Origin of the sequence: Pseudoalteromonas sp. SMS1 (assembly GCF_021530565.1) — a bacterium.
Taxonomy (GTDB): Bacteria; Pseudomonadota; Gammaproteobacteria; order Enterobacterales; family Alteromonadaceae; genus Pseudoalteromonas.
The window spans coordinates 324,037-349,713 of record NZ_JAKGBI010000001.1; the positions used below are offsets into that span (position 1 = coordinate 324,037).

A 25,677-nucleotide genomic window follows, 5' to 3' on the forward strand; every position below is an offset into this window, starting at 1 on the left:
GCTAAAATTTCTCGACGTTTTAGATTAAAAATGCCTGCTCGGCGATTAATAACAAGCATGCCAGTAACTTGCTCGTCCATTGTATTTTACTAAAACAAATTCGTCTTACTGCATGGAACGGTCATTATAAAGGCCTAGGTTCATTGATATTGAGCCTAATCAATAACGACGACTGGCAGATAAAAGTAAACAGCACATCACCTACACTTTTGAATAGGTGATCACGCAAATTAATGACAACAAATTTAGACTCACATTAGGGGAATAAGGTGTTTAAACCTCACTCAGAGATAAGCAATTTAGAGCCAAAAATTGTTTGGCAGTTTTTCGATCAAATATGTTCAATCCCTCACCCTTCAAAACATGAAGAGGCACTTGCCCAATTTATCGTTGAATGGGCAAACGCTCAAAACCTTGCGGTCCGCAGAGACAAAACTGGAAACGTGTTTATCAAAAAGCCCGCCACATTGGGTATGGAAAATAGAAAGCCGGTCGTGCTGCAAGCACATATCGATATGGTACCGCAAAAGAACGATGACACAGATCACAACTTTGTAACTGATCCAATCAAACCATTTATTGATGGAGAGTGGGTGACAGCAGACGGCACAACTCTAGGTGCTGACAACGGCATTGGTATGGCGTCTTGCTTAGCTGTACTGGCTGCGGATGATGTTGCGCACGGCCCACTAGAAGTCATATTAACTGTTGATGAAGAAGCGGGTATGACTGGCGCGTTCGGATTGGAAGCGGGTTGGCTGGAAGGCGAAATCTTACTCAATACGGATTCTGAGCAAGAAGGTGAAATTTATATGGGCTGTGCTGGTGGTATTGACGCCAGTATGAACCTTAATATCGAGCGACAAGCCAAACATGATAACCAAGTTTATCTTGAAATATCTCTCAAAGGATTGAAAGGTGGTCACTCAGGTGTAGATATACACACAGGCAGAGCGAACGCCAATAAACTACTGGCTCGCGCCCTAAAACATCATCTTACAGACATTGAATTTCAGGTGGTCGAATTCAAAGGCGGGTCACTAAGAAATGCGATCCCTCGTGAAGCTTATGTCACACTCGCACTCAAAGACGAAGACGTAAACAAGGTAGTCACGGCGATTCAGGATGTTGAAACATTGATGCAACAAGAACTCGCAGCAATAGAAACCGGTTTGAGTTTTTTGACAAAGCAAGTAGAAAGCTCGCTTTCACCGTTGACGACGCAAAGTACTGCTAAGTTATTATCTATTCTCAATGCATGCCCGAACGGCGTGGTTAGAATGAGTGATGATATTAAAGGTGTTGTAGAAACTTCTTTAAATTTGGGTGTTATTTCAACGTCGCAAGACACCATTGAAATATTGTGTCTTATTCGCTCATTGATAGATTCTGGCAGAAAAGATGTCGAAGGGACGCTAACATCACTGGCTGAATTAGCAGGCGCACAAATCGAATTTTCGGGAGCTTACCCAGGCTGGAAACCAGAACCAGACTCTGAACTTATACACATTTTCCGTGACATGTATGAGGGAATTTATGGTAATAAGCCTGACATAATGGTCATTCATGCCGGTTTAGAGTGCGGATTATTCAAAGAACCTTACCCTGACATGGACATGATTTCATTTGGCCCGACCATTAAATTCCCGCACTCACCAGATGAAAAAGTTAACATTGAATCTGTTGGACTATATTGGCAACAAATGAAAGCGCTATTGACAAATATCCCAGTCAAAAGCTAAGTCAATCGAATCGCTAAAAACGGCTCCAAATGAGCCGTTTTTTATTGAATAAATTACTTAGCAAACCGTTTTTGCAAGTAGGCAAAGGTCGCTCTCAAGCCTAACCCTTCCCCACCGACAGGCCTTCCTGGTAAGTGACGAACATTCCACGCCATCACATCAAAGTGCAACCAAGGTGTCGTTTGTGGCTCTACAAACTCCTTCAAGTACAGTGCAGCCGTAATTGAACCGCCAAAAGGGGTTGAACCACAGTTAGCGATGTCTGCGATATCACTTTTGAATAATCCTTTATATTGATCAAATAGTGGTAACTGCCAGACAGGATCTTGATGCGCTAGGCCCTCTGCAATAATGTCATTTGCAATGCCTTGATCCGTACTATAAAACCCGGGTAACTCAGTGCCCAAAGCAATACGACATGCGCCAGTTAATGTTGCGAAGTCGATCAATAGCGCTGGCGCTTCGTTTTGCGCTTCAGCAAGTGCGTCACATAACACAAGGCGCCCTTCAGCATCTGTATTGTCGATTTCTACCGTGATGCCTTTACGTGTCTTAATGACATCACCCGGGCGGAATGCATTTTTAGACACCGCATTTTCAACAGCGGGCACAAGTACACGCAGTCGAACTGGTAGATTAGCAGCCATAATCATATGTGCTAGACCAAGCACATGCGCCGCGCCACCCATGTCTTTTTTCATGTTACGCATGCCAGACGCAGGCTTCAAATCCAAGCCACCTGAATCAAAGCAAACCCCTTTACCTACTAGGGTAAGCTTTGGTGCACTTTCGTCACCCCATGTAAGGTCTAAAAGTCTTGGTTTATTATCACTGGCTCTACCCACCATATGAATGGTTGGGTAATTATGTTCAAGTAACTCATCCCCTATCAATTGCTTGAACTCACCACCAAACTGTTCTGTTAGCTCAATAAATGTTTCTGCAAGGTGTTGAGGCATCATGTCTGCCGCTGGCGTATTTACCAAATCTCTGACGAGATAGATCCCCGAAACCATGTCTTTTATACGTTTGAATTGCGCTTCGTCAGATACCGCTAACTTGGCTTGAATTGGTGCTGACTTTTTGTAGGCACTGTATTTATATGCGCCCAGCGCATAGCTTGCGGCAGCGCTTTCGATCAAGTCACTGCCACCCATGATCTGGTACGTGCCTTTGGGTAACTGCTTAGCTAGGTCTCCCGCAATCCATTGATCTTCTAATGAATCTACAATGCACACTACACTTTCAAGCTCTCCACTATTCAAATCAGGGACCAGTAAAACATTTTGCCCTTCTTGTCGAGATGCCAGCACGAAGTTTTGCGCAGCACTTGCATGCTCTGACAGCCAGCCAGTAAGTTGAGACTCTGTGGTGAAATGAATCGGAGTACCTTTATTTGAGTGAATGAGTAAAGTGCTCATACGTGCCTCTTATTGTAAGTTGTATTAAAACAAGGATACCAATTCACGACAGACAATTCACCGTTATAAGGGTAAGTTTTTACTATATTTTCAGAAATCTGTTGAGTATGTGAATCACCGACATATGTCGATATACCTTTTGAAGGCCATTGCTCGCTTGACGTTATTAAGTGCACATTCCTTGCCAAGCTTATTTGGTTTTAGAATCTCTTTGAGTTGAAAATGAACTAGGCAGTACATCAACACCGAGTTTATTTCCCAATGCGATGATGATTGGAATGGTAATTGGTGCAAACGGTAATATGGCAAACACGCCTAAACCAAGCCCTTTTAAAATATCTACAAATTGCTTATTGGCGGTTCTTAACTCAGCTTTGGATGCATCCCCTTGGGTGTAACGTTTGTAAATATCTAGCATTTCTTCGGTCTCTTGCTTTTCTTGAGCAAGCGCACCTTTTAACGAAATTAACGCGCGTTTTAATCGCAGCTTTTGCCGCTTGCGACTAATTCGAACAACTCTTATCGGCGCTTTATGCGCCACTTTTATCAACTTCATCTGCACCCAACATCAGGTCCTTTTATCTGATTTTAGCAAATTTTGTGACAAAAATCGTGAGGATATTCATGCTAAATCAACTGTCAGTCTCTACAACTGTGTACAGACTAATTTTTTGCATTGCAAAGAAAAACATTAAATAAACTTTACGTTTATTTAATGTTTTTGGTAAAAATTAAAAGAACCCTTTTTGCTTTGTAAACATATAAAAATAAAAGAATACCTTGCTAAAATAAGTAAACAAACGTCCAACTCTCGACTTAAAATCGTAAAAAAATAAAAATTAAACACGTTATTGCAACATAGTAAGTACCTGTTATAAAAACATAAAAATATCAAAAAATCACACCCAGAGCATAAAAAATTCACACAGAAAGATAAAAAGCAATTAAATCAATCAAAAAGTTGAACTTGAAAAATTCACTGCTACTTTTATAAATGTGTTAACTATTTGATTGATAGTATAGGCAAAATCCTTTTGCAATGTTATCTTAATGTTAACAATGTTAAGCTGTTAATCAGCAAATAAAAAAGTTAAAACTGGGGAAACAGGATGAAACTACAGAGATGCAAACTTAGAAGTGCGATTAAATTTGCCATTTCAACTACTGCCGCTATTACGACAATAGCGTCATTTAATGCTTTGGCGGATGCCAGAGAAGATGGAGCAAACAAAGACATAGAAAAGATAGCCGTAGTCGGCTCAAGGGCAGCACCGAGATCGGTGGGTGAGTCACCTGTCCCAATTGATATTATTGGTGGTGACGAACTCAGTAAAGCCGGTGGTGATGATATGCTTGAGTTGCTAAAAGGCTCTGTTCCCTCACTTAATGTTCATGCAAACCCAATAAGTGACGCTGCAAGTTTAGTGCGTCCGGCGAACCTTCGAGGTTTACCAGCTGATTCAACGTTAATCCTTCTAAACGGTAAACGCAGACACCGCTCGTCAGTTATTGCGTTTTTAGGTGGCGGTATTAACGATGGTGCCCAAGGCCCAGATATTTCAGTTATACCAAGTATAGCGCTCAAACAAGTCGAAGTGCTTCGAGATGGTGCGGCAGCGCAATACGGCTCAGATGCAATTGCAGGGGTACTCAACTTCGTCTTAAAAGATGCGTCAGAGGGCGGCAGCTTCTCCGTCAAACAAGGCGAATATTATGAAGGTGATGGCGACACTACAACAATTGAAGGTAACGTAGGCTTGCCGTTCACAGATCAAGGTTTCGTAAACTTGAGCTTCCAATATAAAGAAGCTGACCCCACTAGCCGAAGTGTACAAAGACCTGATGCTCAACGCTATATTGACGCCAATGTAGAAGGTGTTAGAAACCCAGCGCAAATTTGGGGGGCACCAGAGATTAAGGATGACATTACGATATTTGGTAATGTCGGACTTGAACTAAGTAACAGCTCAGAATTTTATATGTTTGGTAATTATTCTGAGCGTGATGTAAAAGGTGGATTCTACTACCGTAACCCTCAAACTCGTCCACAGGTCTATTCAAATGATGGCGGTGCAACCCTACTCGTCGGTGATTTAGATGGACTAAACAACGGGATAGACTGCCCTACAGTAAATTTACGTGACAGCGAAGGTAATCAGATATATAACGTTGCAACTATTGCTGCCTATCAGCAGATTGCGGCCGATACAGAGCTAGGTAGAAACTGCTTTGCCTTCAATGAAATTTTACCTGGCGGTTTCACGCCTAACTTTGGTGGTAACATCACTGATACGTCATTGACGATTGGTACAAAAGGCGAATTCACTGAAGGCTTCATGGAAGGCGGGTATTACGACTTAAGTGGCTCGGTGGGCCGAAATGAATCACGATACTTCATTACAAATACGGTGAACGCTTCATTGGGTGCAGAAACCCCCATGGAGTTTAGTCCTGGTAAATATATTCAATTAGAGAAGAACTTTAACTTTGATGTGTCTAAAGGGTTCGACTTTGGTCTCGCTTATGAAGTAAACGTTGCTGCGGGCCTTGAGTGGCACGAAGAAACGTTCGAGGTGATTGCAGGTGATGAGGCCTCGTTCATTGCAGGACCACTTACCCAACAGGGCTTTGGTATTGGATCTAATGGTTTTCCTGGATTCCAACCTTCTGCGGCAGGCGAGTTTTCTCGTAGAAACTACGCAGCATACGTAGATATCGAAACCCCATTCACTGATGACTTCCTGATGGGTTGGGCTTTACGATTTGAAGATTATGATTCGTTCGGTTCAACAACTAACTTCAAAATCATGGGTCAGTATCAGATAACCGATGATCTATCTGTTAGGGGCTCTGTAAGTACAGGCTTCCGTGCACCCACTGTAGGCCAAGCAAACGTCAGTAATGTTCAAACCAATTTAAGTAGCGGTGTGTTAGTAGACTCTGCATTATTACCCCCGACTAACCCAGTGTCAGAAATATTAGGTGGTACTGAACTCCAGCCTGAAGAGTCAGAGAGTTATACGCTTGGCTTTGTTTATCAGACAGGGGATTTGTTCTTAACCATTGATTACTACAACATCCAAGTTGAAGATCGATTGAGTCAATCTGATAAGATCAACCTGACACCAGCCCAAAAAGATGCACTGAAAGCAGACGGCGTCCCTAACGTTGATAGCATCGCGCAAGTATCATTCTTCACAAACGATTTTGATACTACAACTCAAGGTGTGGATGTAGTTGCTAACTACTCAATGGATTTACTTGGTGGCTTTGCCACTTTCAGTATGGCTTATAACTGGAATGAAACGACCGTTGATAAGTTCTCTGCTATCACCGGTGCATTCAAAGTAAAACGCTTAGAAAACGATTTGCCACAACATAGAGCAACTTACACTTGGTCACAGCAGTGGGAAGACTTCTCAGGCTTCATCCGTTATAACTACTTTGGCGAGTATCAAGGTGTTCACGTAGACTACGATGCAACCGCTATTATGGCGGATCCAACATTCACGTTTGATGCTGAATTGACGTACTATGCTACAGAAAACATTAGCTTAACCGTCGGTGCAAACAATATCTTCGATCAAGATGCTGAGGAAGTCATCGACTTTTATGAGGAAGGTAATGCGACCACAACAGCTAAAAATACATGGGGTGGTGTTTACTACGAAACCTCTCCATTTGGCATAAATGGTGGTTATTATTACGTCAAAGCAACGTATACGTTCTAAACTTTATCTGTAACCCAGAAGCAAAAGAGGAATTAGCGATGGCTATTTCCTCTTTTTATTTTTATTATTTAGTTAAAAATAAAAAGCTTACAAGATATGCTACTTTTAGATCGCGCCACAGAATTACTACTTGAGAATCGCCTCAGAGAGGCAGAGTTTATGTTTAAGCAAGTGCTAAAACAAAACCCTAAAAATGGGAAGGCTCTGTTTGGATTAGGTAGGATCTGTATGCGCTTAGAGCAATACGACAATGCCATTTATTACCTAAAAAGAGCATGCGAGCACTTACCTAAGATGCTCGATCCACTGTACGCCCTTGCCGATGCATTTATTGCAGTTGGTTCCCCAGTAGACGCAAAAACCGTTTTGGAATATGCATTGAGCGTAGCTAAACATAATGCTCAAATCCATTATCACTTAGGGCAGTTCTATCTAGATCATGGTTTTATTGATAATGCGACACAAGTATTCGAAAAAGGCTTGGAGTGCCCGCCATCCGGCGTATCGGTCTTTATGATTTTTGAATTGATGCAACTTCAACCTCCTGCCGAAATTCCCGCCTTGATACAACGCTTAGAAAGCCTCGACGGCAAATATGAGCATCCAAAGTTTCAAATTATTTCATATCATGCGCTGGCAACAGGTTATCAAGCACTGGGCGAGAATGAAAAAGCATTTGAGTTCTATGAAAAAGCCAATGCGCTTCAACTTGAGCAGTGCGAATTTAGAACTGTGGATATGTTGCCGTTTTTCAACCGACTATTAAGTACATTTGATCGTACTTTTTTTGAAAAACCAACGGACAAGGTTCAGTCAACCTTTACCCCAGTGTTTATTGTCGGACTCCCAAGAACGGGGTCTACTTTATTAGAACAAATCCTCACGCAACACAGCCAAGTTGGTAGTATAGGTGAAAGCATTGTCGTCAGTGACAAAATCGTCCCTTATCTCGAGATGAGAACCGAACGGAAATTTCCTGAGTGCTCACTGGATGTCAGCACATCGATGTTAGATTACTGTCGAAATGTCTATGTTGATGAAATCAAAAAAAACCGCGTACAAGAAGAGGTCGTCTTAAATAAATTACCGGCGAACTTTCAGAATATTGGTTTGATTTATAAGATTTTCCCTCAAGCTAGATTTATTCATTTAACCAGAGACTTTATGGCCAATGCCTGGTCTGTATACAGCAATCATTTTGCTGAAGATGAACCCTATTTTTGCTCCCTTACCGAATACCAACAATATGCGTCGATTGAAGAACAAGTTATGTCGCATTTTAAGCCTTTTATGAAGCGCAATATATATTCGATAAGCTATGAAAAGCTGATTGAAGAACCCGAAAGAAACATACAAAAACTGCTCAACTTTCTATTCCTAAAGTATGAACCAGAGTGTATGGAATTTTACAAAAGCCGAGGAAAAGTAGAGACATTAAGCAAAGTACAGGTTAGACAGCCTTTGCACACGCGCTCTTTAAGCCGTTGGAAAACCTTCGAAAAGCAAATAGAAAGTGTATTAAGTGAAAAGTAAGGCACGTCGCACCTGCCCTACTTTCTATAAAGCTCCAGCCACTTTAATAAATCTTTAAACTGGTCATCTTGTGCTTTTGGGTGAGTCAGCATATCGATGTGTCCATAATTATGACCATGGCCATTTTTTTTACCATAGATATTAAGCGTTTGAATCCCCTTACCTGACTCTTTCATAAACATTTTAATGTCTATTGGCTGAGCAAGCGCTTTGTCTTTAACGCCAGCAATATGCAATGTGGGCGGCAACACTTGAGATTGCAATGCCTGAGCATAGTCAAAACCATCATCACTGTCTATCCATGGCTTCTTCTTTGCCCACTGTACACTTTGCAAATGAGATTTTACGGTTTCATTATCGGAGCCCCATTTCAGTTCTTTTGCCGGTAAATAACCGTATTTTTTTGAATACCGGTGTGCCAGCCAATACCACAGTAAATTTGCTTTTAGCAGCTTTTCTGGGTGGTTATTATGTAAACTGCGCTTAGAGCCAAAATATACGCAGGCATCTACTGGTTCAATTTCTTCAGGGAAACGAGCAAATACACTGTTCATGAGTACACCTCCCCAAGAGTGCGCGACCCAAAACTGTGGTTTAGTCCCGGTAAATTGCTCAATAAACGACAGTGCAAGTGGCACGTCTTCTAAAATAGATTCTGTTTGGCCATACTCATGTCCAGACCCAATTAAAGGAAAGCTTTCCCCCCTTCCCCTCAGGTCCAAAACGAAGCACCGATAACCATTGAGCGCCATAAAAGGCGCCAAGCCTTTGTTACTATGTGTATAGAAAATCTTGCCATTTTCAATAGCACCATGAAGAAACAGAACAACCGGGCCCGCCTTTTGCTCATGATATATATGCCTTAAGTGCAAAGAGCCTGAGCAGGGTAAAGGCACAAATAGGGATTTTTGTGTGATCATGAATCGTCAATTATATTTTTTAACTCATCGTACCAGTTAACACATCCAAAAGTAAACCTCATAGTTACATCTCATAATTTAAGGTATAATCGTTGGCAATTATTTAGCGCCTTTTTTTACTATGCACTCTAGAAACAAACATTTACCTGGTTATGACTTTCCTTTATTGATTAAACATGTGCCAGAGCTTGAAAATCATCTCATCGCCAAACCAAATGGCGAAAGCACTTTAAACTTCGCAGACAAGTCAGCTGTTTTACTGCTCAATAAAGCATTGTTGTCTGCGCATTATGGTATTAAGTATTGGGATCTGCCTGAGCAATTTCTTTGCCCACCCGTGCCGGGGCGAGCTGACTACATCCATGCGCTCGCAGACCTTTTGGCACATGATAACGCAGGCCAAATTCCAACAGGAAAATCTATAAAATGTCTTGATATCGGCACGGGCGCTAACCTCATATACCCAATACTTGGCCAATCCATTTATCGCTGGCGATTTGTCGGCTCAGAAATCAATGACGTTGCAGTTAAAATTGCGCAAAACATATCAAAAGCGAATAAGTTAGATGTGAAAGTGAAGCTTCAGAAAAATACTGAACAGATTTTTTCGGGCATTATTGGTGAAACAGATTATTTTGACATAACAATGTGTAATCCGCCTTTTCACGCCAGTGCAGAAGAAGCGCAAAAAGGCACTCAGCGGAAATGGAGAAATCTGGGCATAGATCACACAGCGGGGAAGAATTCATTGAACTTTGGCGGCCACGCACCTGAGCTATGGTGCGAAGGCGGAGAACTTGGTTTTGTCAAAAACATGGTTTTACAAAGTGCCCACTTTAAGGAGCAAGTTGGCTGGTTTACGTGTTTGTTGTCTAAAAAAGACAACGTATCGCCGTTAACGAAGTTACTAAAGCAACAAAAAGTGAGTCAATTCAAAACTGTTAAAATGCAGCAAGGTAACAAACAAAGTCGCTTTTTAGCATGGCGTTACTCGTGCTAAAAATACAAAATGAGCAGGCAAATTGAGTTTGCTCATTCACCTTTTGAAAAGCTAACATCAAAACAACTTCCAACTCCAGATTTGGACTCTACGCTTATTTTTCCATTATTATTTTTAACCAAAACAAGTGCAATTGTTAAACCTAATCCTAAATTTTGCCCAACTGGTTTTGTAGTATAAAAAGGGTCAAAAATTCGATTTAAGCAATGCTGTTGAATTCCCTCACCTTGGTCTTTAATTATAAGATGCATTGACTTTGGATTGGACACCACTTGCAACTCAATCCCTTTTTCTGTGGAGCCTGACTCAAGCGCGTTAATGTGTAAGACGTTCAAAATTTGTAGGAGTTGGCTCCTACAGCAGTCAATATTCCAATCGGTGTCTTCGTCACATGAAAACGACAGTACCGGAGGTTGTGAAAGGGTCGCAACATATTGCTCTAACAACGCCTTTATATTCACAGATGTGCTTTCCTCAGCGGAAACACCATTAAAGATAGATAGCGCACTGACTATCTTCTCGATTCTCTCTATGTCTATGCTCGTGTCTTCTATTACTTCAGCAATTTCTAACAGATCGTCATCAACGCCTTCTAGACCAAGTGCTTCCACTTGTCCTTTAAACTTAGTTATGTAGTCATTTAGCACATCAAAGTTACACTTCATCGCGCCCAAAGGGTTATTAATCTCATGTGCAACACCAGCGGCAAGTTGACCAATTGATGCCATTTTTTCTGACTGCAGTAAAGATTGTTGTTGCGCAATAATTTGCTGTTTGGCATGGATGAGTTCTAAATTAGCTAACTGTAATTCAGAAGTTCGCTCCGTTACACGTGCTTCCAAATTGTCATTGAGATCTTTAAGCGCTGTAATTAACTCAGCCTGTCGTTTTATATCCTGATAGGCGCGTAAAGCACTGGTCATAACAATGTATAACCGTGACTTGGTTAAATCCACTTTGTTTTTATAATCGTTAATATCGTATTTGAGCATTACTTCATGCTCTGGAATAGTACTTGGCTGACCTGTTCTGAGTATGATACGCACTGCTTTATTCTTTAGGACGTGGCGTATCTCTCTCACACAGTCTAAGCCCGCAGTGTCTGTTTCCATAATCACATCGAGCAGAATGACGCTAATTTCGTCATTTGAACGCATAATCTCGAGCGCCTCACGCTTAGAATATGCATGTAAAAATTCCAACGTTCTATCTTCGTAAGTAAACCGAGACAGTGCCATTTTTGTGACTTGATGTATTTCGGGCTCATCATCGACAAGTAACACTGTCCAAGGTGCATGATTGGTAGTCGAGGGTGTTTTGCCAGATTCGCTGGCTAAAAATGAAAAAGAAGAGTTAGACATGGCTACCAAATATTTAGATTGATAGCCTAAGCATGGTTAAAAAAACTTAGAATTACAACTTATTAAGTTCTGATTTATAGTGTTTTCTACAAACAGATACATACCGGTCATTACCGCCGATTTCAACTTGGTTACCGCCTGAAATCGCATTACCGTGCTCATCTAAACGCAAAACATGGTTTGCTTTTCGCCCACAGTGACAAACTGTCTTTAGTTCGATGAGTTTATCAGCCCAAGCAAGAAGATACTTTGCTCCTTCAAAAAGTTCACCCATAAAATCAGTGCGCAAACCATAACACAATACAGGCACCCCCAAACTATCTACCACATCCGTAAGCTGGGACACTTGCTGTTTACTTAAAAACTGACTTTCATCGACCAAAATACAGTCGAGCTTTTGTTCTTGATGGTGTCTGCTTATCAAGTCAAACACATTTGAAGAGGGCTCGAATGTGCATGCATCAGCCTCTAAACCGATTCGTGATGCTACTTTACCAACTCCGGCGCGATTATCTATGGCAGCGGTTAAAATAAATGGCGTCATTCCCCGTTCGCGATAATTAAATGCAGATTGCAAAAGCGTTGTAGACTTGCCAGCGTTCATTGCTGAATAATAGAAGTAAAGTTGTGCCATGGTGAGCTCACAGAGTATATCAGTGCGCGTTAGTCTACATAAAGAATTCTAATATGACCACAATCAATACCTTGGAAGTTTATAATTGTCAGGGTTATTAACATAATCAAGGTAATACTTATGCAGTGGCATGCTACCAAGCTGATCCCACAAGCTTTGTGCTACATCTGGGTTTTGCTCGGTAAACTCTTTTGAAAGCGCGAGATAGCCATAACTGATATCTACCGGTGGATAAACTGCTTGTAATTGATCACTGTGGGGGAAGCCTGCTATCTGCTCGTCATAAATTTTACACAAACCCAAAGAGCCATCAACTAAGCTTTTCAGAACCAATTGGTACGCATCTTCTTGTGAATCAGTCAAAATTACGCGATATAACTCTTGTTGAAGCGTACTAAGCACCGCATACCCTCTTGGCGCAGCCAAGCTCAATGGAAAATTTCGGTTTGCGATGTCAATTGCGAGCCCCTCTTTACCGACCAAACAAGTGCCAAGCATACTAATCGCGAGTGACAAATTAATACTGCCATCTAAGTTTTTGGGAAATTGCAAAAAACGACTACGCTCTGGTCGGTAAGATGCGACAACAGCATCAACTTTGTTGTTTTTAATGTCCTTTAAGCATCGCTGCCAAGGCTTTCGAACAAACACCATCCTTACCGTCGATACATGTCTATCGAGACTCTGGAGTATCTCAATGGTGGCACCTGGACGCTTTTCTGGCACGTCAAATCCGCTACCCACAAAAAATGGTGGGGCATGCTTGTCTTCATAACAGACCGTAATAAACGTCGTAGCCGAAGCAAACGAAGAGAAAATTGCAAATAAAACGACGGTAAGAAATCGCATACTGTCCACGTAATATAATGATGTTTGGCAGCTCGTTATATAAACTTAAATGCCAAAGACTTACCTATACTATAGCGCACAGTTTTATCTGCGTCTCTCATGGAAAGTGACTATTTCTTTGAATAGGACTAATTGCATGATTTAGGCGTGTACAAATTGACCACTCAGGCGGATTAAGTAGCACCGCTCAAATTAAGCGGTGCTACTGATGTTGATTAACCGGCAATTGCTGCTAAATAGCGCTTTTCAACCTCAACCCAATTAATGACATTGTAAAACGCCGCTATGTACTCTGGACGGCGGTTTTGATACTTTAAGTAATACGCGTGCTCCCAAACATCCAAGCCTAAAATTGGTGTTTTGTTGTCCATTAGCGGGCTGTCTTGATTTAGTGAGCTTGTTACTTCTAATTTGCCATCAGCAGTAACAACTAACCACGCCCAACCACTACCAAAACGACTGACTGCAGCGCCAGTAAATAGCTCTTTAAACTTATCGAAGCTACCGAATGTGTCTGAAATGGCTGTAGCCAGTGACCCTTCGTGAAGAGTCCCTCCCTCTGATGACATGATTGTCCAAAATAAACTATGGTTGTGGTGACCACCAACATGATCTCTCACGGCACCTTTTAAGTTTTCAGGTAGGCTATCTATATTTTTGAGTAGCTCTTCAAGTTCGCGATCCGCATACTCTGTGCCCTCAAGCGCAGCATTCGCTTTACTGACGTAAGTTTGATGATGCAAGGTATGGTGAATTTCCATTGTTCTCGTGTCAATGTGTGGTTCTAAAGCGTCGTAAGCATACGGTAGCTGTGGCAATGTAAAAGCCATGATATTTCCTCATTTACTTTAGTGGACTATGTGTGGACGGTTGAATCCACCTTCCATAGCGATATTGACTTGTTCAATAAGCTCAGGAAGATGGGGGTGACAAGAAGCAAAATGAATCAGCTCTTGCCTTGTTTTATGTAAGTGGTGACAGGCAATCTCAACGATTTCAACGCACGTGTTTTGAACTAGGTTTAGCATGACACTATGCACTTCTATTAGTTGTTCACACGCCCTCTCAGGGTTCGACAGTGCAATAAAGCAATCAGCCAAATTGTGTGCAGCGACCACTAGAGCTGGACAACAGTGCTCAATCGCAACTAACTGCTCTTCGCACACTTCACTATTAACAAACCTCTCTAGTAAATGACCCGCGAGATTCAATGCACTTTGATAGCGATCTCGTGCAGAGTTAAACTCTCCATGTTGGAAAGCATCGTTTCCAGACTTAATGGCATACTGCCAAGGTGCTAATGCATACTCCAAAGGAGTTTCAACAGAAGTATCGAGTTGCTCAGTTAGGGCCATTACGCTCCCCTCAGATTGCTGTAGACCCGACAACTATATACAAAACAAACACCTTAATGCAAATTGTTTTTATTTGCATTATTGGGATCATTTGCATTTGACTTGATAAATTCTCATCGATATTTATCGAAACCTTGATTAGAAACGAGCTAATAGCAGAAATGACAACGAAAATGAGAATAAGAATCAATTGATAAACCATTGATTTATAAGGAATTTATTGACAAGTTATTCTCTTTATATACAATAGCCCCATCAGTCAGAGTTTGAGGAAAGACCTATGAAAGGTAAACAAAAGATCATTGATGCATTTAATGCACTACTGGCAAATGAATTGGCAGCTATCGACCAATATTTCATCCACTCACGTATGTATGAAGATTGGGGCTTAAACAAATTGTATGAACGTCTAAATCATGAAATGGAAGAAGAAACAACCCATGCAGATTGGTTAATAAAGCGTATTTTATTTCTAGAAGGCGTGCCGAATATGACTAAGCGCCGTGATCTGTTAATCGGTCATGACGTAAAATCAATGATGGAAAATGACCTCAAACTAGAGTTAGAAGTTGTGGCGTGTGTAAAAGATGCAATCAAAGCATGTGAAGAAGAACAGGACTACCAGTCTCGTGCGGTACTAGAGAAATTACTGTTTGATACTGAAGAAGACCATGTTTATTGGCTTGAACAGCAAATTGGCCTAATCGGCAAAGTCGGCATTCAAAACTATCTGCAAACGCAACTTGTATAAGGAGCCCAGTCAATGAAAGGTGATAGAGAAGTCATTGTTGCACTGAACAAAGTGCTTGCTAATGAGCTTGTAGGTATTAACCAGTATTTTTTACATGCGCGTATGTTCAAAGATTTTGGCTTTCCAAAGCTCGATAAGGCGGACTATAAAGTATCCATCCAGAAAATGAAGAATGCCGACAGACTGATTGAGCGTATTTTATTTTTAGAAGGACTGCCTAACTTACAAGATCTCGGCAGATTGAATATCGGTGAAAATGTGCCTGAAATGTTGAAGGCAAATATGCAATTTGAAGAAGCCTCTTTAGTCGACTTGCAAAGTGCCATTGCACTATGTGAAGAAAAGCAAGATTATATCAGCAGAGAAGCGTTAGATAACATCCAAAGTGAGCAGGAAGAACAAATAGATTGGTTGGAAACGCAGTTACATCTATTTAAAGCGATGGGCACTGAAAATTACCTTCAGTCTCAAATGTAAATCTTGAGCAAAATAAAAAAGGGCCACTCGGCCCTTTTTTTATGTTTAAATTACTACGCGACTTGCTCTGTCACATCAACGATGTCGATTAGCTTTTCGTTCAATATTTTCTTTGTACAATTACAGCATTTACCACACTGTGTACCTACGCCAAGCTCTTTACTAAGATCTCTCATAGATCTCGCACCATCATCAATGGCTTGTGCGATTTTATTGTCGGTAACTCCGTGACAAATACAAATATACATGAATGAAAACCAATCTCAATTACATCAACTGGGAATAAGTTTAATCTAAACAAAAATAGTTATCAACAAGCATAAGTATAAAAATGAGAATAATTACTAATAACATTGATAGATAAGGAGTTTTATTTTTAGCTAAAACCCCAAACTATGCTGGTTTGCGCAATTAACCATCAACTTTATCAGGCGTTTCTTCGCTTCCAATCGGCCAGACACGCATACAAAGCTTGTGACTCTATTGGTTTTGCAACAAAATCATCCATACCAGCCTGTAAGCACTTCTCTTTATCCTCAGGAAATGCATTTGCTGTAATTGCAATGATATGTGGCGTACCATATTTCTTTGGCTGCTGACGAATGATCCTCGTGCATTCAAACCCATCCATATTGGGCATTTGGCAATCCATTAAGATTAAGTCAAATATCTGCTCTTCGATGGCTTTAAGCGCTTCCAGCCCATCCTGAGCTTTTGCAATTACACAGCCTGTTTTCGCTAAAAACTGGGTAGCAACAATTTGGTTAATCGGATTATCCTCAACCAATAGAATTTTAATATTTTCTAGATTTGGGAGTTCGGCTCTTACGGGTACTCGTTTTGGTGAATTACCAATCTCAGCGGGGAGCTCTACGACAAACTCACTGCCAATATTTTCTGTCGATTGAAAACTCAACTGGCCATCCATCAAAGCTATTAAGCGTTTACAAATCGTCAACCCAAGCCCCGTTCCTCCATATTTCCTTGTTGTAGACAGGTCGGCTTGAGTAAACTCATCAAATAAATCTTTTTGGGCATTGTGTGCAATGCCTATTCCGGTATCTTTCACTCGGAGCTTGAAAACGCCCTGCTCATAGCCAACATCCAGTTTGATACTCCCCTTTTCTGTGAATTTGCCAGCGTTACTTAAAAGGTTATTAATCACTTGGCTTAATCGCAGGTCATCAAACTCTAAAATAGCTGGCACGCTATTATCCACCGTACAAATAAATTCAACATTCGGCTTGTTAAGGGACTTTTCAAATGCAGTGGATATGCTTTTTACAAACTTTTGTACGTCAGTGTCATGTTTTGACAACTCAAGTGCACCCGCTTCTATTTTTGAATAATCAAGGATGTCATTTAAAATCAAAAGCAGTTTATGCGCCGACTGATGAATGATATCCAATTGCGACTTTGACTCTGGATTGCACTCACTGCCGATTAACTCTTCCGACATACCAATTATCCCATTTAGCGGGGTTCTGATCTCATGACTCATATTCGCTAAAAATTGACTTTTCGCAGAGCTGGCTTTGTTTGCTTGCTCTAATGCACTGATCAACTCTTCCGTTTTTTCACTGACCTCTTGCTCCAGGTGCTCGTTAAAATCTTTTAACTTGCGGTTAAGCTGTTCATTCTCATGATTGGCACTGTTTAACTTGGCGAAATTCATTGACAATTTAAAGGCCAATTGAGAAAACTGTTGCTGCAATGTAATTACCTCTAAGCAACTGCCTTCCGAGGTATTTTTGACCTCCGACATTTTTGCTCCAGGGTCAAAAGAGTGGATACTATGGCTCAAATCAACGATGGGCTTGGTAAATACTCTGGTCATTCGATTTACTAAAAAACTACTAATGGCGATGATAAATAACGCCAAAACAAATGACTGTATCCATGCCGACGCCACAGCAATATTGACATGCTTTCTTTCAATTAGGCTGATCACGCGCCAATTAAAAATGTCAGACTCTACACTTTGTCGATAAAACACATCTCGATTATTGCTAATATATATCTCATCAGTCGACTCTGTGAGTTCTGCCAGCTGATCATTCGCAACATTGTCCAGTATATTAAAGTCCGATTTAAGAGAACTGAAAACAATGTTGTTCTCATGGTCGACTATCAGTAAATGCCCTTTTTGTGCGAGTACTTTCGGTATGAACTGCTCAAACGATTCAAAGAATAAAGAGCTCTCTACGATGCCTTGGAAAACACCATCCTCATACAAAGGCGCGGACACGGCAACAACAGGATCATTGCCAAACCCCCGGCCTTGGAAGATACCAGACACATAACCATTAGGATAATAAGGTGCTTGGATAAAGTACTCTCTATCAGCCACCGAGGGGACTTCCCCCACTAAACTGGTTTTTAAAGCATTGGGATAAAAGTGTGTCACAAATGCACTTTGGTCAGCGACAATCGCCGTTCTAAAGTTGGGGTAAGTATCAACTAAGCGGCTAATGACCTGTTGCTTATCTACACCCGACTGTATATCTTGCGCTGCAATATTAATTGCGCGGCGGTAACTTTCTAAGTAGTCATCAATTTGTTTCAATGCACTCATAGAAGCATCATGCAACTGTGCGGTAACTTCAAATTCAATGCGCTTGTAATGGCTGTTAGTCAGAACAATAGTTGTTATCAGGACAACCAAAATTATCAGGTGGCTTATCATGTAATTGAGGATCTGATAAAGCGATTTGGCTTGCCATACCCGTTTGAATAAAAATAAAGAAGTGAGATCGACGATTGCTAGGTAGACCGCAGCATTGATCATATACTTAGCAAGCGCAGTAAAGATAACAAGTAATGTTAGCCCCAGTACAAACTTGCCCATAATAAATAGGATGGGGATCCCAAATAGCACCCAAAACCCTAGTCCCCTCATAAACAAGGGTTTATTTGCTCTTACACAGAATACCTGCAACCATATAATTTCGATTAAAAAAACAACGGACGGCAGGCAATGGCCCCACCGATACAGCAAGAATATAGCACCGATCCCAACCGCTAAAATAGCATACTGCCATCCTAGAGCGAGCAAACAGAGAATGACAAACAATTGCCCAAACAGGAACTCTGAGCTATCTAAAAACCAAATTGGTAGCAGGTTGGCTATACCACCTAAAACGCCCAAAAAGAGCGCAACAACCACTTTCGGTAACTTTGTGATGTAATTTAGCAATACCAGCTCCTTTTATATTCTATTAAAAAATAAAGGAAAGCTGGTAATTTGCCAAGTTTAATGGTGGGGACAATTGTGACTTTCTATTTGCAGAACACATTTTTCTACTGAAAAAAGCAGCTTCAATCGTGCTTCAACCTGAAAACGGCATGCGTCATCATGCATCTCAATCGTACAATGATGCTTCAATACGATATGTGCACCAACCATCAAAGTGCTCTCGCTATTAGAAACGGTCACATTGTGTACACTTTCAACATGCTCTGTATCAACAATTGCTTGCTCAACTTTTTCTACGGCTGGTAAAGACGTGCCTTTATCGAGTAACCCGATAATACAGGTTCTAATCACCTTGAGACCGGTGAACAAGACAAAACAAGAAATCAACACACTCGACAGTACGTCAATGATATTCCAGCCCGTCAAATGTATTAAAATACCTGCAACGAAGGTTGAAATCGTTGAGAGTAAATCAAAGAACGAATGTAAGAAAACAGCATATACATTAATGCTATCTTTACGACCTTTGTACAAAACCCACGCGGCTAAACCATGAAATAAAAAGCCAACACCCGCAACGGTTGCCATCACAAAGGTGTTTACCTCATGAACATGCCCTCTAGAATGTAATTCTATTCGATGAGTCGCTTCAAGTAAGATAATAATTGCGATTGAGAGGTACAAAATACCATTGAGTAAACCACCCGTGTATTCTGCTTTTTTGTACCCATCGTTGAAATTTTTTGCCAACTTAACAGCCACGCTAGAAGCAATCAGGGCAATCAGTAAAGAACTATTGTGCACAAACAAATGTCCGGCATCGGCTAATACAGCAAGTGAATTGGCATAGTGAGCCGCAACTACCTGAATCAGCATGAATGTGCATGTTAAGGCGAGCGCAATTAACAAGCGCTTGCGAGAAGCCTCATGAGTTGTAAGATCGGTCATTCGAAACTTGAGAAACCTTTGTAACTAGTAATTAGAGGGTGCTAATGATAAAGGACAGCAATTGTAACCCTATTTTCTATCAGACGCATCAAAAATCATAATATTTAGCAAATAAATAAGTAATTTACCGCAGCACAAAGTCACGAAGAATGACTCACTAATTCAGTGTCTGAGTGAAGTGCGCTTTCAGCAGAGAATAATCTTTGTTCGAAGTATCTTAGCTGCTCATAACTGAACATATACTGAGTATAACGCATCACCTCCAAAGCCACCTCTTTAGATTGGAAGCAATTAAAAGGCTTTCCGGGGTAAAACTCTGATTCGTCATCAAAAACTATCATACATCTAACCCCACTTTCGACCCCCATACATTTGTTTAAATTCGCAACTCTCACTTTTGCAGCATTGGCTGGGTTTAAAAAGAAATTGGACGACCCTGCTTGGATCACATTCCACATTTCTCCTTGAATATCAGCTTCAATCACACCGCTCTGAGGGCAATAAATCAAGACGAAAATACCAAAAGGCGATAAAACAATACCATCGATATCTAGCTCATCAAGCAGTGGGCTCATACTACGATATAGCACGATGTACTTTTTGTTGTCGAGTTTACTGGTCAACAACTTATGAGTACTAATAAAACTGCGTCTTTGCCTTCTTTGTTTAGTTGTGCGACCTGTAAAGGCATACTTCACTAGCTCAATAATCACATACCCCGTCAAAATAATACTCAACCACATTGCAAATCGGTCAAAGTGACCCTTATCAACATATTCATCGGAATGCGTTTTTGGCAAATTGTCTGCATAACCTATATCGGTATTGGTACGGATTTTACGCCTGTGCGAATCATTCAATGGGACTTGGTTGATTGCCTCATTTGCTACTGGAGTAGATTGGTTTAGTGGGGTCTGATTTTGTTGCGCTTGCTCTGTACGAAATTGCAATTCAAAGGCTTGCCTTTGCGCCGCGACTTGCTCTGCACATTTTACGGCACTGGTAAAACTCTGGTCCCCATGGTGACAAATTTTAGGCTTTTTAAAGTAAGCCAACCATCTTTCACGTGTTGCTTGATTTTTAAATGTATCGCTGCCAAATATACGATGTGATGGCTGGTTTAATGCAGCCGCTTCTTGAACCCTTTGCTTAGGTGTTTTGCAATATGTATCTAATCGCTCAATTAGCCTCAATAAGCGCGCATCCTCGCCCACTTGCAAAGCACTATTTTGACGTAAAAATTCTAACTCATCAGTGTAGCGGGCACACTGACGCTGGCTAAGTTGCTGCGTACTAGCAATGACACTGCTTGAAAATAGCATCAAAAACAAAATCCATCTGTTCATTTTCTCTAACCTAATTGTAAATTAGTGGCACGCCGAGAAAGCAATCGCCCTAGCGGTGTGTTTAATTGCCTACTTGGTTGCGAGCATATTTAATGCCCACTCTTCCAAGAGCCCATCACTACTGAGTGTCACTAACTTTTCTCTGCTTGGTGCATACATATCCACGATCGTTGCTCCCGCATTGAGCGTGTCAATTTGCCACGTCCCTATTTCATTGCCACTCTTAGTGTCCCAGATTGTCAAGTGTGACTTTGAAGAAGATGTTGCCAAATAAGCACTTTGCTCGATAAATAATGCTTTGCGAAACACTTTAAATCTTGCCATGTACTTGAGTTCGCTTTTGTCTACTCCGTCTAACAAAGTTGCAATCACTTGGTTGTCTAATGCGTCCGATACAAAAAATTCTGAAAAGTCTCGCCTCACCGCAAGACTGGTTACGCGATGATTAAATTCTTTTGTAAACACAGGGTCTGGAGAGCCAAACTGCCAAAGTGCCAGTTTGCCATCTTGCGCAGCGGTCATCACCATCTCACCCTTGTCGTCCCATAGAGTATGCATAACGGGTCGAGTGTGGGGCGCAAATTGGTTATTAACTTGTGTATGTAGATTGGCCATGTTTACTGTGCCATCAGACATCGCCACCACAATTTTGTCCATTGTGGGCGCTAGCGCAACCGACGTAATATGTGCATAACCAGATACACCATTGAAGCTAACCCTGGTAACAAACTTACGCTTTGGTAATGACCAAAATTGTAGTTCATTGTCTCCAACAACGATTAACATCGTATTATCTTGCGACAGCACAACTTCTCTGACGCGATCTGGCATTTTATCTTTGGGCACAGTGAATTCTTTGACACGACTATTGGTTTCCCAAACATGCAAAGTATTAGTGCCATCGACCGTAACCATTTTGCTGCCATCTGCGGAAAAGTGCCCAATAAGCACACCACTATTCCCCAACTGATCCAAGGCGCCTTTGCTCAATGTAACTTCTTCATCACATCCAATTAGTAATAAAGCGGCGATAAATATAAACAGTCTATATGACATGGCTCCAGTCACTCTAAAATACGGCAAGATTAACCGACTGGTGATAGTATAGTCTTTTATACGATTGTACAGTGTAATCTCACAATTTGCTCGTGCTCTCGATGAAGATCGCACGACAGGTGGGCTTTTACAGCAAGGTTTAAGCCACTAGTTAGCAATTCTCGCTAAGGTGTTGATATCCCATAATTCAACAATACCGTCGCTACTTAACGTTGTCAGAACATTGTCCTTATTAAAGTGCATATCCAAAATCATGGCAGTTGAAGTGGCAGATTCAATTTTAAAAGCGCCAATTTGTTGGCCATTTTTTGCATCCCACAGTGTCCACCAGTATTTACTGGATCCGGTTGCTAAATATTGTCCATTGGGACTGAGTGCCGCAGCTCTAAACCAGCGGAACCGTTCGCGATAGGTTAGTTTTATCGGCGCACCTGCCTCTGAGAATGGTTTAAGCAAATACTGCTCGTTGAGAGCATCTGAAACAAACAAAATATCATTTTGAGACCCACTTGCCGCACTTGTTACTCGCTTTTCTAACGAAAAACTGAACTTTGGCGTTAGTGAAGCAAAGTGAGATAGCTTGATTTGCCCATCATGCCCCGCGGTCATGATGAGCTGTCTGTGCTCACCCATGTCTAAATGACTTACTTTTGCGTCGTGTAATTTTGCTTGCTTGGTCAGCTTATTATCAAAATCGATAAGATTTAAAGTGCCATCCGTCATACCGACGAGTACCAACATTGGATTTGCGTATACTGCAACTCGCGATATCTGGGCAAACTCAGATTGGCCAACCACAGAGAACTCACCTTTAAGCTCATTACGCATTAGGTCCCAAACGCGCAGTTTATTGTCAAAGCTTACCGCAAGTAGGCTATTGTCTTGAGAAAGAGATAGGTCGCTTGCTTTTAATGGATCTACTTCAAACTGATGAACTATTTTAGTCGTTGCAATGTTGGATACCGTGACCGTACCGTCATTTAGGAAAGCAGCTAACTTAGCATCTTGAGAAATGATGCCTAAATCGATCGGGGCTTCGGATAACAAGTTAATAGGGTTTTGTGGATCTTTTTTTGAGTCTGAGCACCCCAAAGTGCAAACAATCAATATCACCACCAACCCTCTATACATTGCGCCTGCGATTTTCATTATTTTTCACTTCTCAAACACTTGACCTGATATCGTTTAGATCAAAATAAATGAATTTAGTTCACTCATGTCATTCAACATCGTAAATACCCAAAAGCACAACGTAATTCCCTCAAAACCTTCAAGACAACCCCCGCTAAAAGTACTATACTTCAAGTAATACTGTTAGCAATTTATTTTATTCAAAAATCAATAAATTACTAATTTAGGCACAGTATTTAAAAGCCATTCAGTAGTAAGGAGGGTGATATGTGTGCAGCCCCAAGAGCAAGGCAACCTTCCAGAGGAAAGCCCTTAGATTATCAAAGCTCAATAAATGAGACGTTAAGTGCCGAAAAACGAACTGCATTTGCCAAAAAAGCCAATGCAGCATATGAGCGACGCCACCCGAATGAGGACAATGATATGCCACTAAAAAAGAACAAAGAAGACAAAAAAGCCAAGGCAATCGTGCATAGAATTGAACTGATTTTGTTGCTTGTCGTCATCGCTGCTATTGGCATTAGAGTTTTATTTATGACGGACTGAATGCTAGCGGCTAGTTAGTACTCAAAAGCAGATAACTTTTTCGCTTAAGTTTTTAGCTTATATTGGATGGGCGGTCCCTACTCAAAAAAAACCTAAACTAGGCTGTTTAAATAAGCCCACACATTGCGCTTTACACTTCTCTTTTATGTTTCTGTATTAAAAACAAACTTCTTCAAAATTTTTCAATTCCCTCTTGCCAGCCAGCAACGTTATAGTATAACATAATTTCAAATTGTTACTTTATAACATACCAAAAGCAGACCCATTGTAAGGAAACGAACAAAACCTGCTAACCATAACTCTTATAATTGAAAGTAAATATGAAACATACGTATAAATTACTCTCTGTTGCAGTTGCAACGGCACTACTAACAGCTTGTGGAGACACAAAAACAACGATTGTTGAACATGATCCAGTCGTTGAAGAAGTTAAAAAAGATGAAGGTAATGATCATAACCATGACCACGATCACGGTTCAGAAAATGCCGCTGGCCGCCTATTAGTTACTTCGCCGGACTCGAATTCGATTCATATTTTAGACATCGAGCATAAGGAAGTTGCCGAAGAGCTAACATCATCTCATTATCCTAAGTATGTTTATACAACAGCAAGCAGTCGCTATGCGGTCCTAGTTCAATATGACAACAGCCGTGTTGAATTTGTCGATGGTGGAATCTGGGAAGAAGATCATGGTGATCATATGCACCCATACGAAGAAACACCAAAGCTGAGCAGTGTGTCATTTGACAATGTAAAACCTGCGCATGTAACAAGCGGTGAGAGCAATACAGCCATATTCTTTGATGGCGAAGCAGGCCAAACCAACGCACAGGTTGCTGTTTTCTCTGAAGCTTACCTTTCAGGTGACGCATCAGCATTTGCTGAGATTGAGTACGACACAAATATGCATGGTGCGGCTCAAGCACGTGGTGATTTTACACTGAGCACTATTCGTGAAGCAGATACACACCCAGTCTTACCAAACAAAATCGCGCTGTTCCACAAACACGATGATCACTTCGATCAAGAAAAAGTATTCGACGCGGAATGCCCTGTTTTGCACGGTAGTGCACAAAACCATGAACACGTAAGTTTTGCCTGTGGGGACGGTGTTGTTGTTATTACTGAAGAAAACGGCGAATTCACAGCGTCTAAGATTGCTAACCCTGAGAGCTTTGCTGAAGGTCAACGTATTGGCACATTAAGAGGCCATGAAGACAGTCACCAGTTTATTGGTATTGCAGGCACAGACATAGTCGTTATCGATCCTGAACATAACGAGATTGAAAAAGTAGAATGGACAATCACTGAAGGACACAGCATTGCTGGTGGCGATTTCAACTACGATGGTTCACATGCTGCGGTTTTAGACACTGCTGGCGTACTTAGCATTTTTGAACAACACACAGAAAATGGCGAACATCATTGGGAAGTTTCTCATACAGTAAAAGTGCACGAGCATGAATTAGACGCTTTACCTGAAGGCGCCTCTTTCAGAATGACGTTCTCGCAAGCTGAAAATATGGTATTTGTCATCGATTCAACCGCAAAACACGTTTTAGGTTATGACTTAGAAAGCGCAGAATTGAAAGTAGAGATTGAACTAGATTTCACACCAGACAGAGCTGTTTGGTTAGGTATTGAAAAAGGAGGCGAGCACGCACACTAATACTCCCGAG

22 protein-coding genes are annotated in these 25,677 nt (G+C 41.1%); 8 read left to right on the top strand and 14 right to left on the bottom strand.

Going from position 1 to position 25,677, the window contains the following annotated elements; genetic code table 11:
- The first annotated feature begins 269 nt into the window (after positions 1-269).
- The gene (locus L1286_RS01365; protein ID WP_235405135.1) at positions 270-1,742 is read left to right on the top strand and encodes an aminoacyl-histidine dipeptidase; all 1,473 of its coding nucleotides are present in this window, start codon (positions 270-272) and stop codon (positions 1,740-1,742) included.
- Between the two features lie 53 nt (positions 1,743-1,795).
- Here L1286_RS01365 and L1286_RS01370 read toward each other — a convergent pair whose 3' ends face one another.
- Together L1286_RS01370 and L1286_RS01375 are read right to left on the bottom strand one after the other, a co-directional pair.
- Positions 1,796-3,163: a leucyl aminopeptidase family protein gene (locus L1286_RS01370; protein WP_235405136.1), complete on the bottom strand. Its 1,368-nt coding sequence runs from the start codon at positions 3,161-3,163 to the stop codon at positions 1,796-1,798.
- Positions 3,164-3,353: 190 nt separating this feature from the next.
- The gene (locus L1286_RS01375) at positions 3,354-3,719 is read right to left on the bottom strand and encodes a hypothetical protein (RefSeq protein ID WP_235405137.1); all 366 of its coding nucleotides are present in this window, start codon (positions 3,717-3,719) and stop codon (positions 3,354-3,356) included.
- Between the two features lie 553 nt (positions 3,720-4,272).
- Here L1286_RS01375 and L1286_RS01380 point away from each other — a divergent pair.
- Entirely contained in the window at positions 4,273-6,894 is a 2,622-nt protein-coding gene (locus L1286_RS01380; RefSeq protein ID WP_235405138.1) for a TonB-dependent receptor plug domain-containing protein, read from the top strand.
- Between the two features lie 96 nt (positions 6,895-6,990).
- Positions 6,991-8,427, top strand: coding sequence for a tetratricopeptide repeat-containing sulfotransferase family protein (locus tag L1286_RS01385; protein WP_235405139.1), 1,437 nt, complete (start codon positions 6,991-6,993; stop codon positions 8,425-8,427).
- Positions 8,428-8,444: 17 nt separating this feature from the next.
- Here L1286_RS01385 and L1286_RS01390 read toward each other — a convergent pair whose 3' ends face one another.
- Positions 8,445-9,347, bottom strand: a complete 903-nt coding sequence (locus tag L1286_RS01390) for an alpha/beta fold hydrolase (RefSeq protein ID WP_235405140.1) — start codon at positions 9,345-9,347, stop codon at positions 8,445-8,447.
- Between the two features lie 121 nt (positions 9,348-9,468).
- Here L1286_RS01390 and rlmF point away from each other — a divergent pair, with 121 nt between their 5' ends.
- Positions 9,469-10,347, top strand: coding sequence for a 23S rRNA (adenine(1618)-N(6))-methyltransferase RlmF (rlmF, locus tag L1286_RS01395; protein WP_235405141.1), 879 nt, complete (start codon positions 9,469-9,471; stop codon positions 10,345-10,347).
- Positions 10,348-10,379: 32 nt separating this feature from the next.
- Here the strand turns inward: rlmF and L1286_RS01400 are convergent, their stop codons facing one another.
- The 5 genes from L1286_RS01400 to L1286_RS01420 form a co-directional block, all read right to left on the bottom strand.
- Positions 10,380-11,708, bottom strand: a complete 1,329-nt coding sequence (locus tag L1286_RS01400) for an ATP-binding protein (protein WP_235405142.1) — start codon at positions 11,706-11,708, stop codon at positions 10,380-10,382.
- Positions 11,709-11,760: 52 nt separating this feature from the next.
- A complete protein-coding gene (locus tag L1286_RS01405; protein WP_235405143.1) occupies positions 11,761-12,342 on the bottom strand; it encodes a thymidine kinase in 582 nt (193 codons plus the stop codon).
- Between the two features lie 63 nt (positions 12,343-12,405).
- Complete coding sequence (locus tag L1286_RS01410; protein ID WP_235405144.1) at positions 12,406-13,191, bottom strand: hypothetical protein; 786 nt, start codon at positions 13,189-13,191, stop codon at positions 12,406-12,408.
- Positions 13,192-13,406: 215 nt separating this feature from the next.
- The gene (locus tag L1286_RS01415) at positions 13,407-14,021 is read right to left on the bottom strand and encodes a superoxide dismutase (RefSeq protein WP_235405145.1); all 615 of its coding nucleotides are present in this window, start codon (positions 14,019-14,021) and stop codon (positions 13,407-13,409) included.
- Positions 14,022-14,039: 18 nt separating this feature from the next.
- Positions 14,040-14,546: a hypothetical protein gene (locus L1286_RS01420; protein ID WP_235405146.1), complete on the bottom strand. Its 507-nt coding sequence runs from the start codon at positions 14,544-14,546 to the stop codon at positions 14,040-14,042.
- A gap of 280 nt (positions 14,547-14,826) precedes the next feature.
- On the opposite strand from L1286_RS01420, the gene bfr (L1286_RS01425) reads away from it, so the two are divergent.
- Positions 14,827-15,297: a bacterioferritin gene (gene bfr / locus L1286_RS01425; protein WP_235405147.1), complete on the top strand. Its 471-nt coding sequence runs from the start codon at positions 14,827-14,829 to the stop codon at positions 15,295-15,297.
- A 12-nt stretch (positions 15,298-15,309) separates the two neighbouring features.
- Entirely contained in the window at positions 15,310-15,774 is a 465-nt protein-coding gene (gene bfr, locus L1286_RS01430; protein ID WP_235405148.1) for a bacterioferritin, read from the top strand.
- Between the two features lie 53 nt (positions 15,775-15,827).
- Here bfr (L1286_RS01430) and L1286_RS01435 read toward each other — a convergent pair whose 3' ends face one another.
- The 6 genes from L1286_RS01435 to L1286_RS01460 all read right to left on the bottom strand — a co-directional run bounded on the left by L1286_RS01435 (position 15,828) and on the right by L1286_RS01460 (position 23,469).
- Entirely contained in the window at positions 15,828-16,022 is a 195-nt protein-coding gene (locus tag L1286_RS01435; RefSeq protein WP_235405149.1) for a (2Fe-2S)-binding protein, read from the bottom strand.
- A gap of 179 nt (positions 16,023-16,201) precedes the next feature.
- Positions 16,202-18,970 carry a response regulator gene (locus L1286_RS01440; RefSeq protein ID WP_235405150.1) on the bottom strand — a complete coding sequence of 923 codons (2,769 nt, stop codon included), beginning with the start codon at positions 18,968-18,970 and terminating at the stop codon, positions 16,202-16,204.
- Positions 18,971-19,027: 57 nt separating this feature from the next.
- Positions 19,028-19,918, bottom strand: a complete 891-nt coding sequence (locus L1286_RS01445) for a cation diffusion facilitator family transporter (protein ID WP_235405151.1) — start codon at positions 19,916-19,918, stop codon at positions 19,028-19,030.
- Between the two features lie 140 nt (positions 19,919-20,058).
- Positions 20,059-21,264 (bottom strand): hypothetical protein, encoded by a 1,206-nt coding sequence (locus L1286_RS01450; protein WP_235405152.1) that lies wholly within the window; start codon positions 21,262-21,264, stop codon positions 20,059-20,061.
- A gap of 69 nt (positions 21,265-21,333) precedes the next feature.
- Positions 21,334-22,320, bottom strand: coding sequence for a WD40 repeat domain-containing protein (locus tag L1286_RS01455; RefSeq protein WP_235405153.1), 987 nt, complete (start codon positions 22,318-22,320; stop codon positions 21,334-21,336).
- Positions 22,321-22,467: 147 nt separating this feature from the next.
- A complete protein-coding gene (locus tag L1286_RS01460; RefSeq protein ID WP_235405154.1) occupies positions 22,468-23,469 on the bottom strand; it encodes a WD40 repeat domain-containing protein in 1,002 nt (333 codons plus the stop codon).
- A gap of 249 nt (positions 23,470-23,718) precedes the next feature.
- Between L1286_RS01460 and L1286_RS01465 the strand changes: the two genes are divergently transcribed.
- Together L1286_RS01465 and L1286_RS01470 are read left to right on the top strand one after the other, a co-directional pair.
- Positions 23,719-23,997: a hypothetical protein gene (locus L1286_RS01465; protein ID WP_235405155.1), complete on the top strand. Its 279-nt coding sequence runs from the start codon at positions 23,719-23,721 to the stop codon at positions 23,995-23,997.
- Between the two features lie 320 nt (positions 23,998-24,317).
- Entirely contained in the window at positions 24,318-25,667 is a 1,350-nt protein-coding gene (locus tag L1286_RS01470; RefSeq protein WP_235405156.1) for a hypothetical protein, read from the top strand.
- Positions 25,668-25,677: the final 10 nt, after the last annotated feature.

Excerpts from the sequence above, each read along its gene's own strand:
- L1286_RS01370 (WP_235405136.1), bottom strand. The coding sequence starts at position 3,163 with ATGAGCACTTTACTCATTCACTCAAATAAAGGTACTCCGATTCATTTC.
- L1286_RS01375 (WP_235405137.1), bottom strand. The coding sequence starts at position 3,719 with ATGAAGTTGATAAAAGTGGCGCATAAAGCGCCGATAAGAGTTGTTCGA.
- L1286_RS01380 (WP_235405138.1), top strand. The coding sequence starts at position 4,273 with ATGAAACTACAGAGATGCAAACTTAGAAGTGCGATTAAATTTGCCATT.
- L1286_RS01385 (WP_235405139.1), top strand. The coding sequence starts at position 6,991 with ATGCTACTTTTAGATCGCGCCACAGAATTACTACTTGAGAATCGCCTC.
- L1286_RS01390 (WP_235405140.1), bottom strand. The coding sequence starts at position 9,347 with ATGATCACACAAAAATCCCTATTTGTGCCTTTACCCTGCTCAGGCTCT.
- rlmF (WP_235405141.1), top strand. The coding sequence starts at position 9,469 with ATGCACTCTAGAAACAAACATTTACCTGGTTATGACTTTCCTTTATTG.
- L1286_RS01400 (WP_235405142.1), bottom strand. The coding sequence starts at position 11,708 with ATGTCTAACTCTTCTTTTTCATTTTTAGCCAGCGAATCTGGCAAAACA.
- L1286_RS01405 (WP_235405143.1), bottom strand. The coding sequence starts at position 12,342 with ATGGCACAACTTTACTTCTATTATTCAGCAATGAACGCTGGCAAGTCT.
- L1286_RS01410 (WP_235405144.1), bottom strand. The coding sequence starts at position 13,191 with ATGCGATTTCTTACCGTCGTTTTATTTGCAATTTTCTCTTCGTTTGCT.
- L1286_RS01415 (WP_235405145.1), bottom strand. The coding sequence starts at position 14,021 with ATGGCTTTTACATTGCCACAGCTACCGTATGCTTACGACGCTTTAGAA.
- L1286_RS01420 (WP_235405146.1), bottom strand. The coding sequence starts at position 14,546 with ATGGCCCTAACTGAGCAACTCGATACTTCTGTTGAAACTCCTTTGGAG.
- bfr (WP_235405147.1), top strand. The coding sequence starts at position 14,827 with ATGAAAGGTAAACAAAAGATCATTGATGCATTTAATGCACTACTGGCA.
- bfr (WP_235405148.1), top strand. The coding sequence starts at position 15,310 with ATGAAAGGTGATAGAGAAGTCATTGTTGCACTGAACAAAGTGCTTGCT.
- L1286_RS01435 (WP_235405149.1), bottom strand. The coding sequence starts at position 16,022 with ATGTATATTTGTATTTGTCACGGAGTTACCGACAATAAAATCGCACAA.
- L1286_RS01445 (WP_235405151.1), bottom strand. The coding sequence starts at position 19,918 with ATGACCGATCTTACAACTCATGAGGCTTCTCGCAAGCGCTTGTTAATT.
- L1286_RS01450 (WP_235405152.1), bottom strand. The coding sequence starts at position 21,264 with ATGAACAGATGGATTTTGTTTTTGATGCTATTTTCAAGCAGTGTCATT.
- L1286_RS01455 (WP_235405153.1), bottom strand. The coding sequence starts at position 22,320 with ATGTCATATAGACTGTTTATATTTATCGCCGCTTTATTACTAATTGGA.
- L1286_RS01460 (WP_235405154.1), bottom strand. The coding sequence starts at position 23,469 with ATGAAAATCGCAGGCGCAATGTATAGAGGGTTGGTGGTGATATTGATT.
- L1286_RS01465 (WP_235405155.1), top strand. The coding sequence starts at position 23,719 with ATGTGTGCAGCCCCAAGAGCAAGGCAACCTTCCAGAGGAAAGCCCTTA.
- L1286_RS01470 (WP_235405156.1), top strand. The coding sequence starts at position 24,318 with ATGAAACATACGTATAAATTACTCTCTGTTGCAGTTGCAACGGCACTA.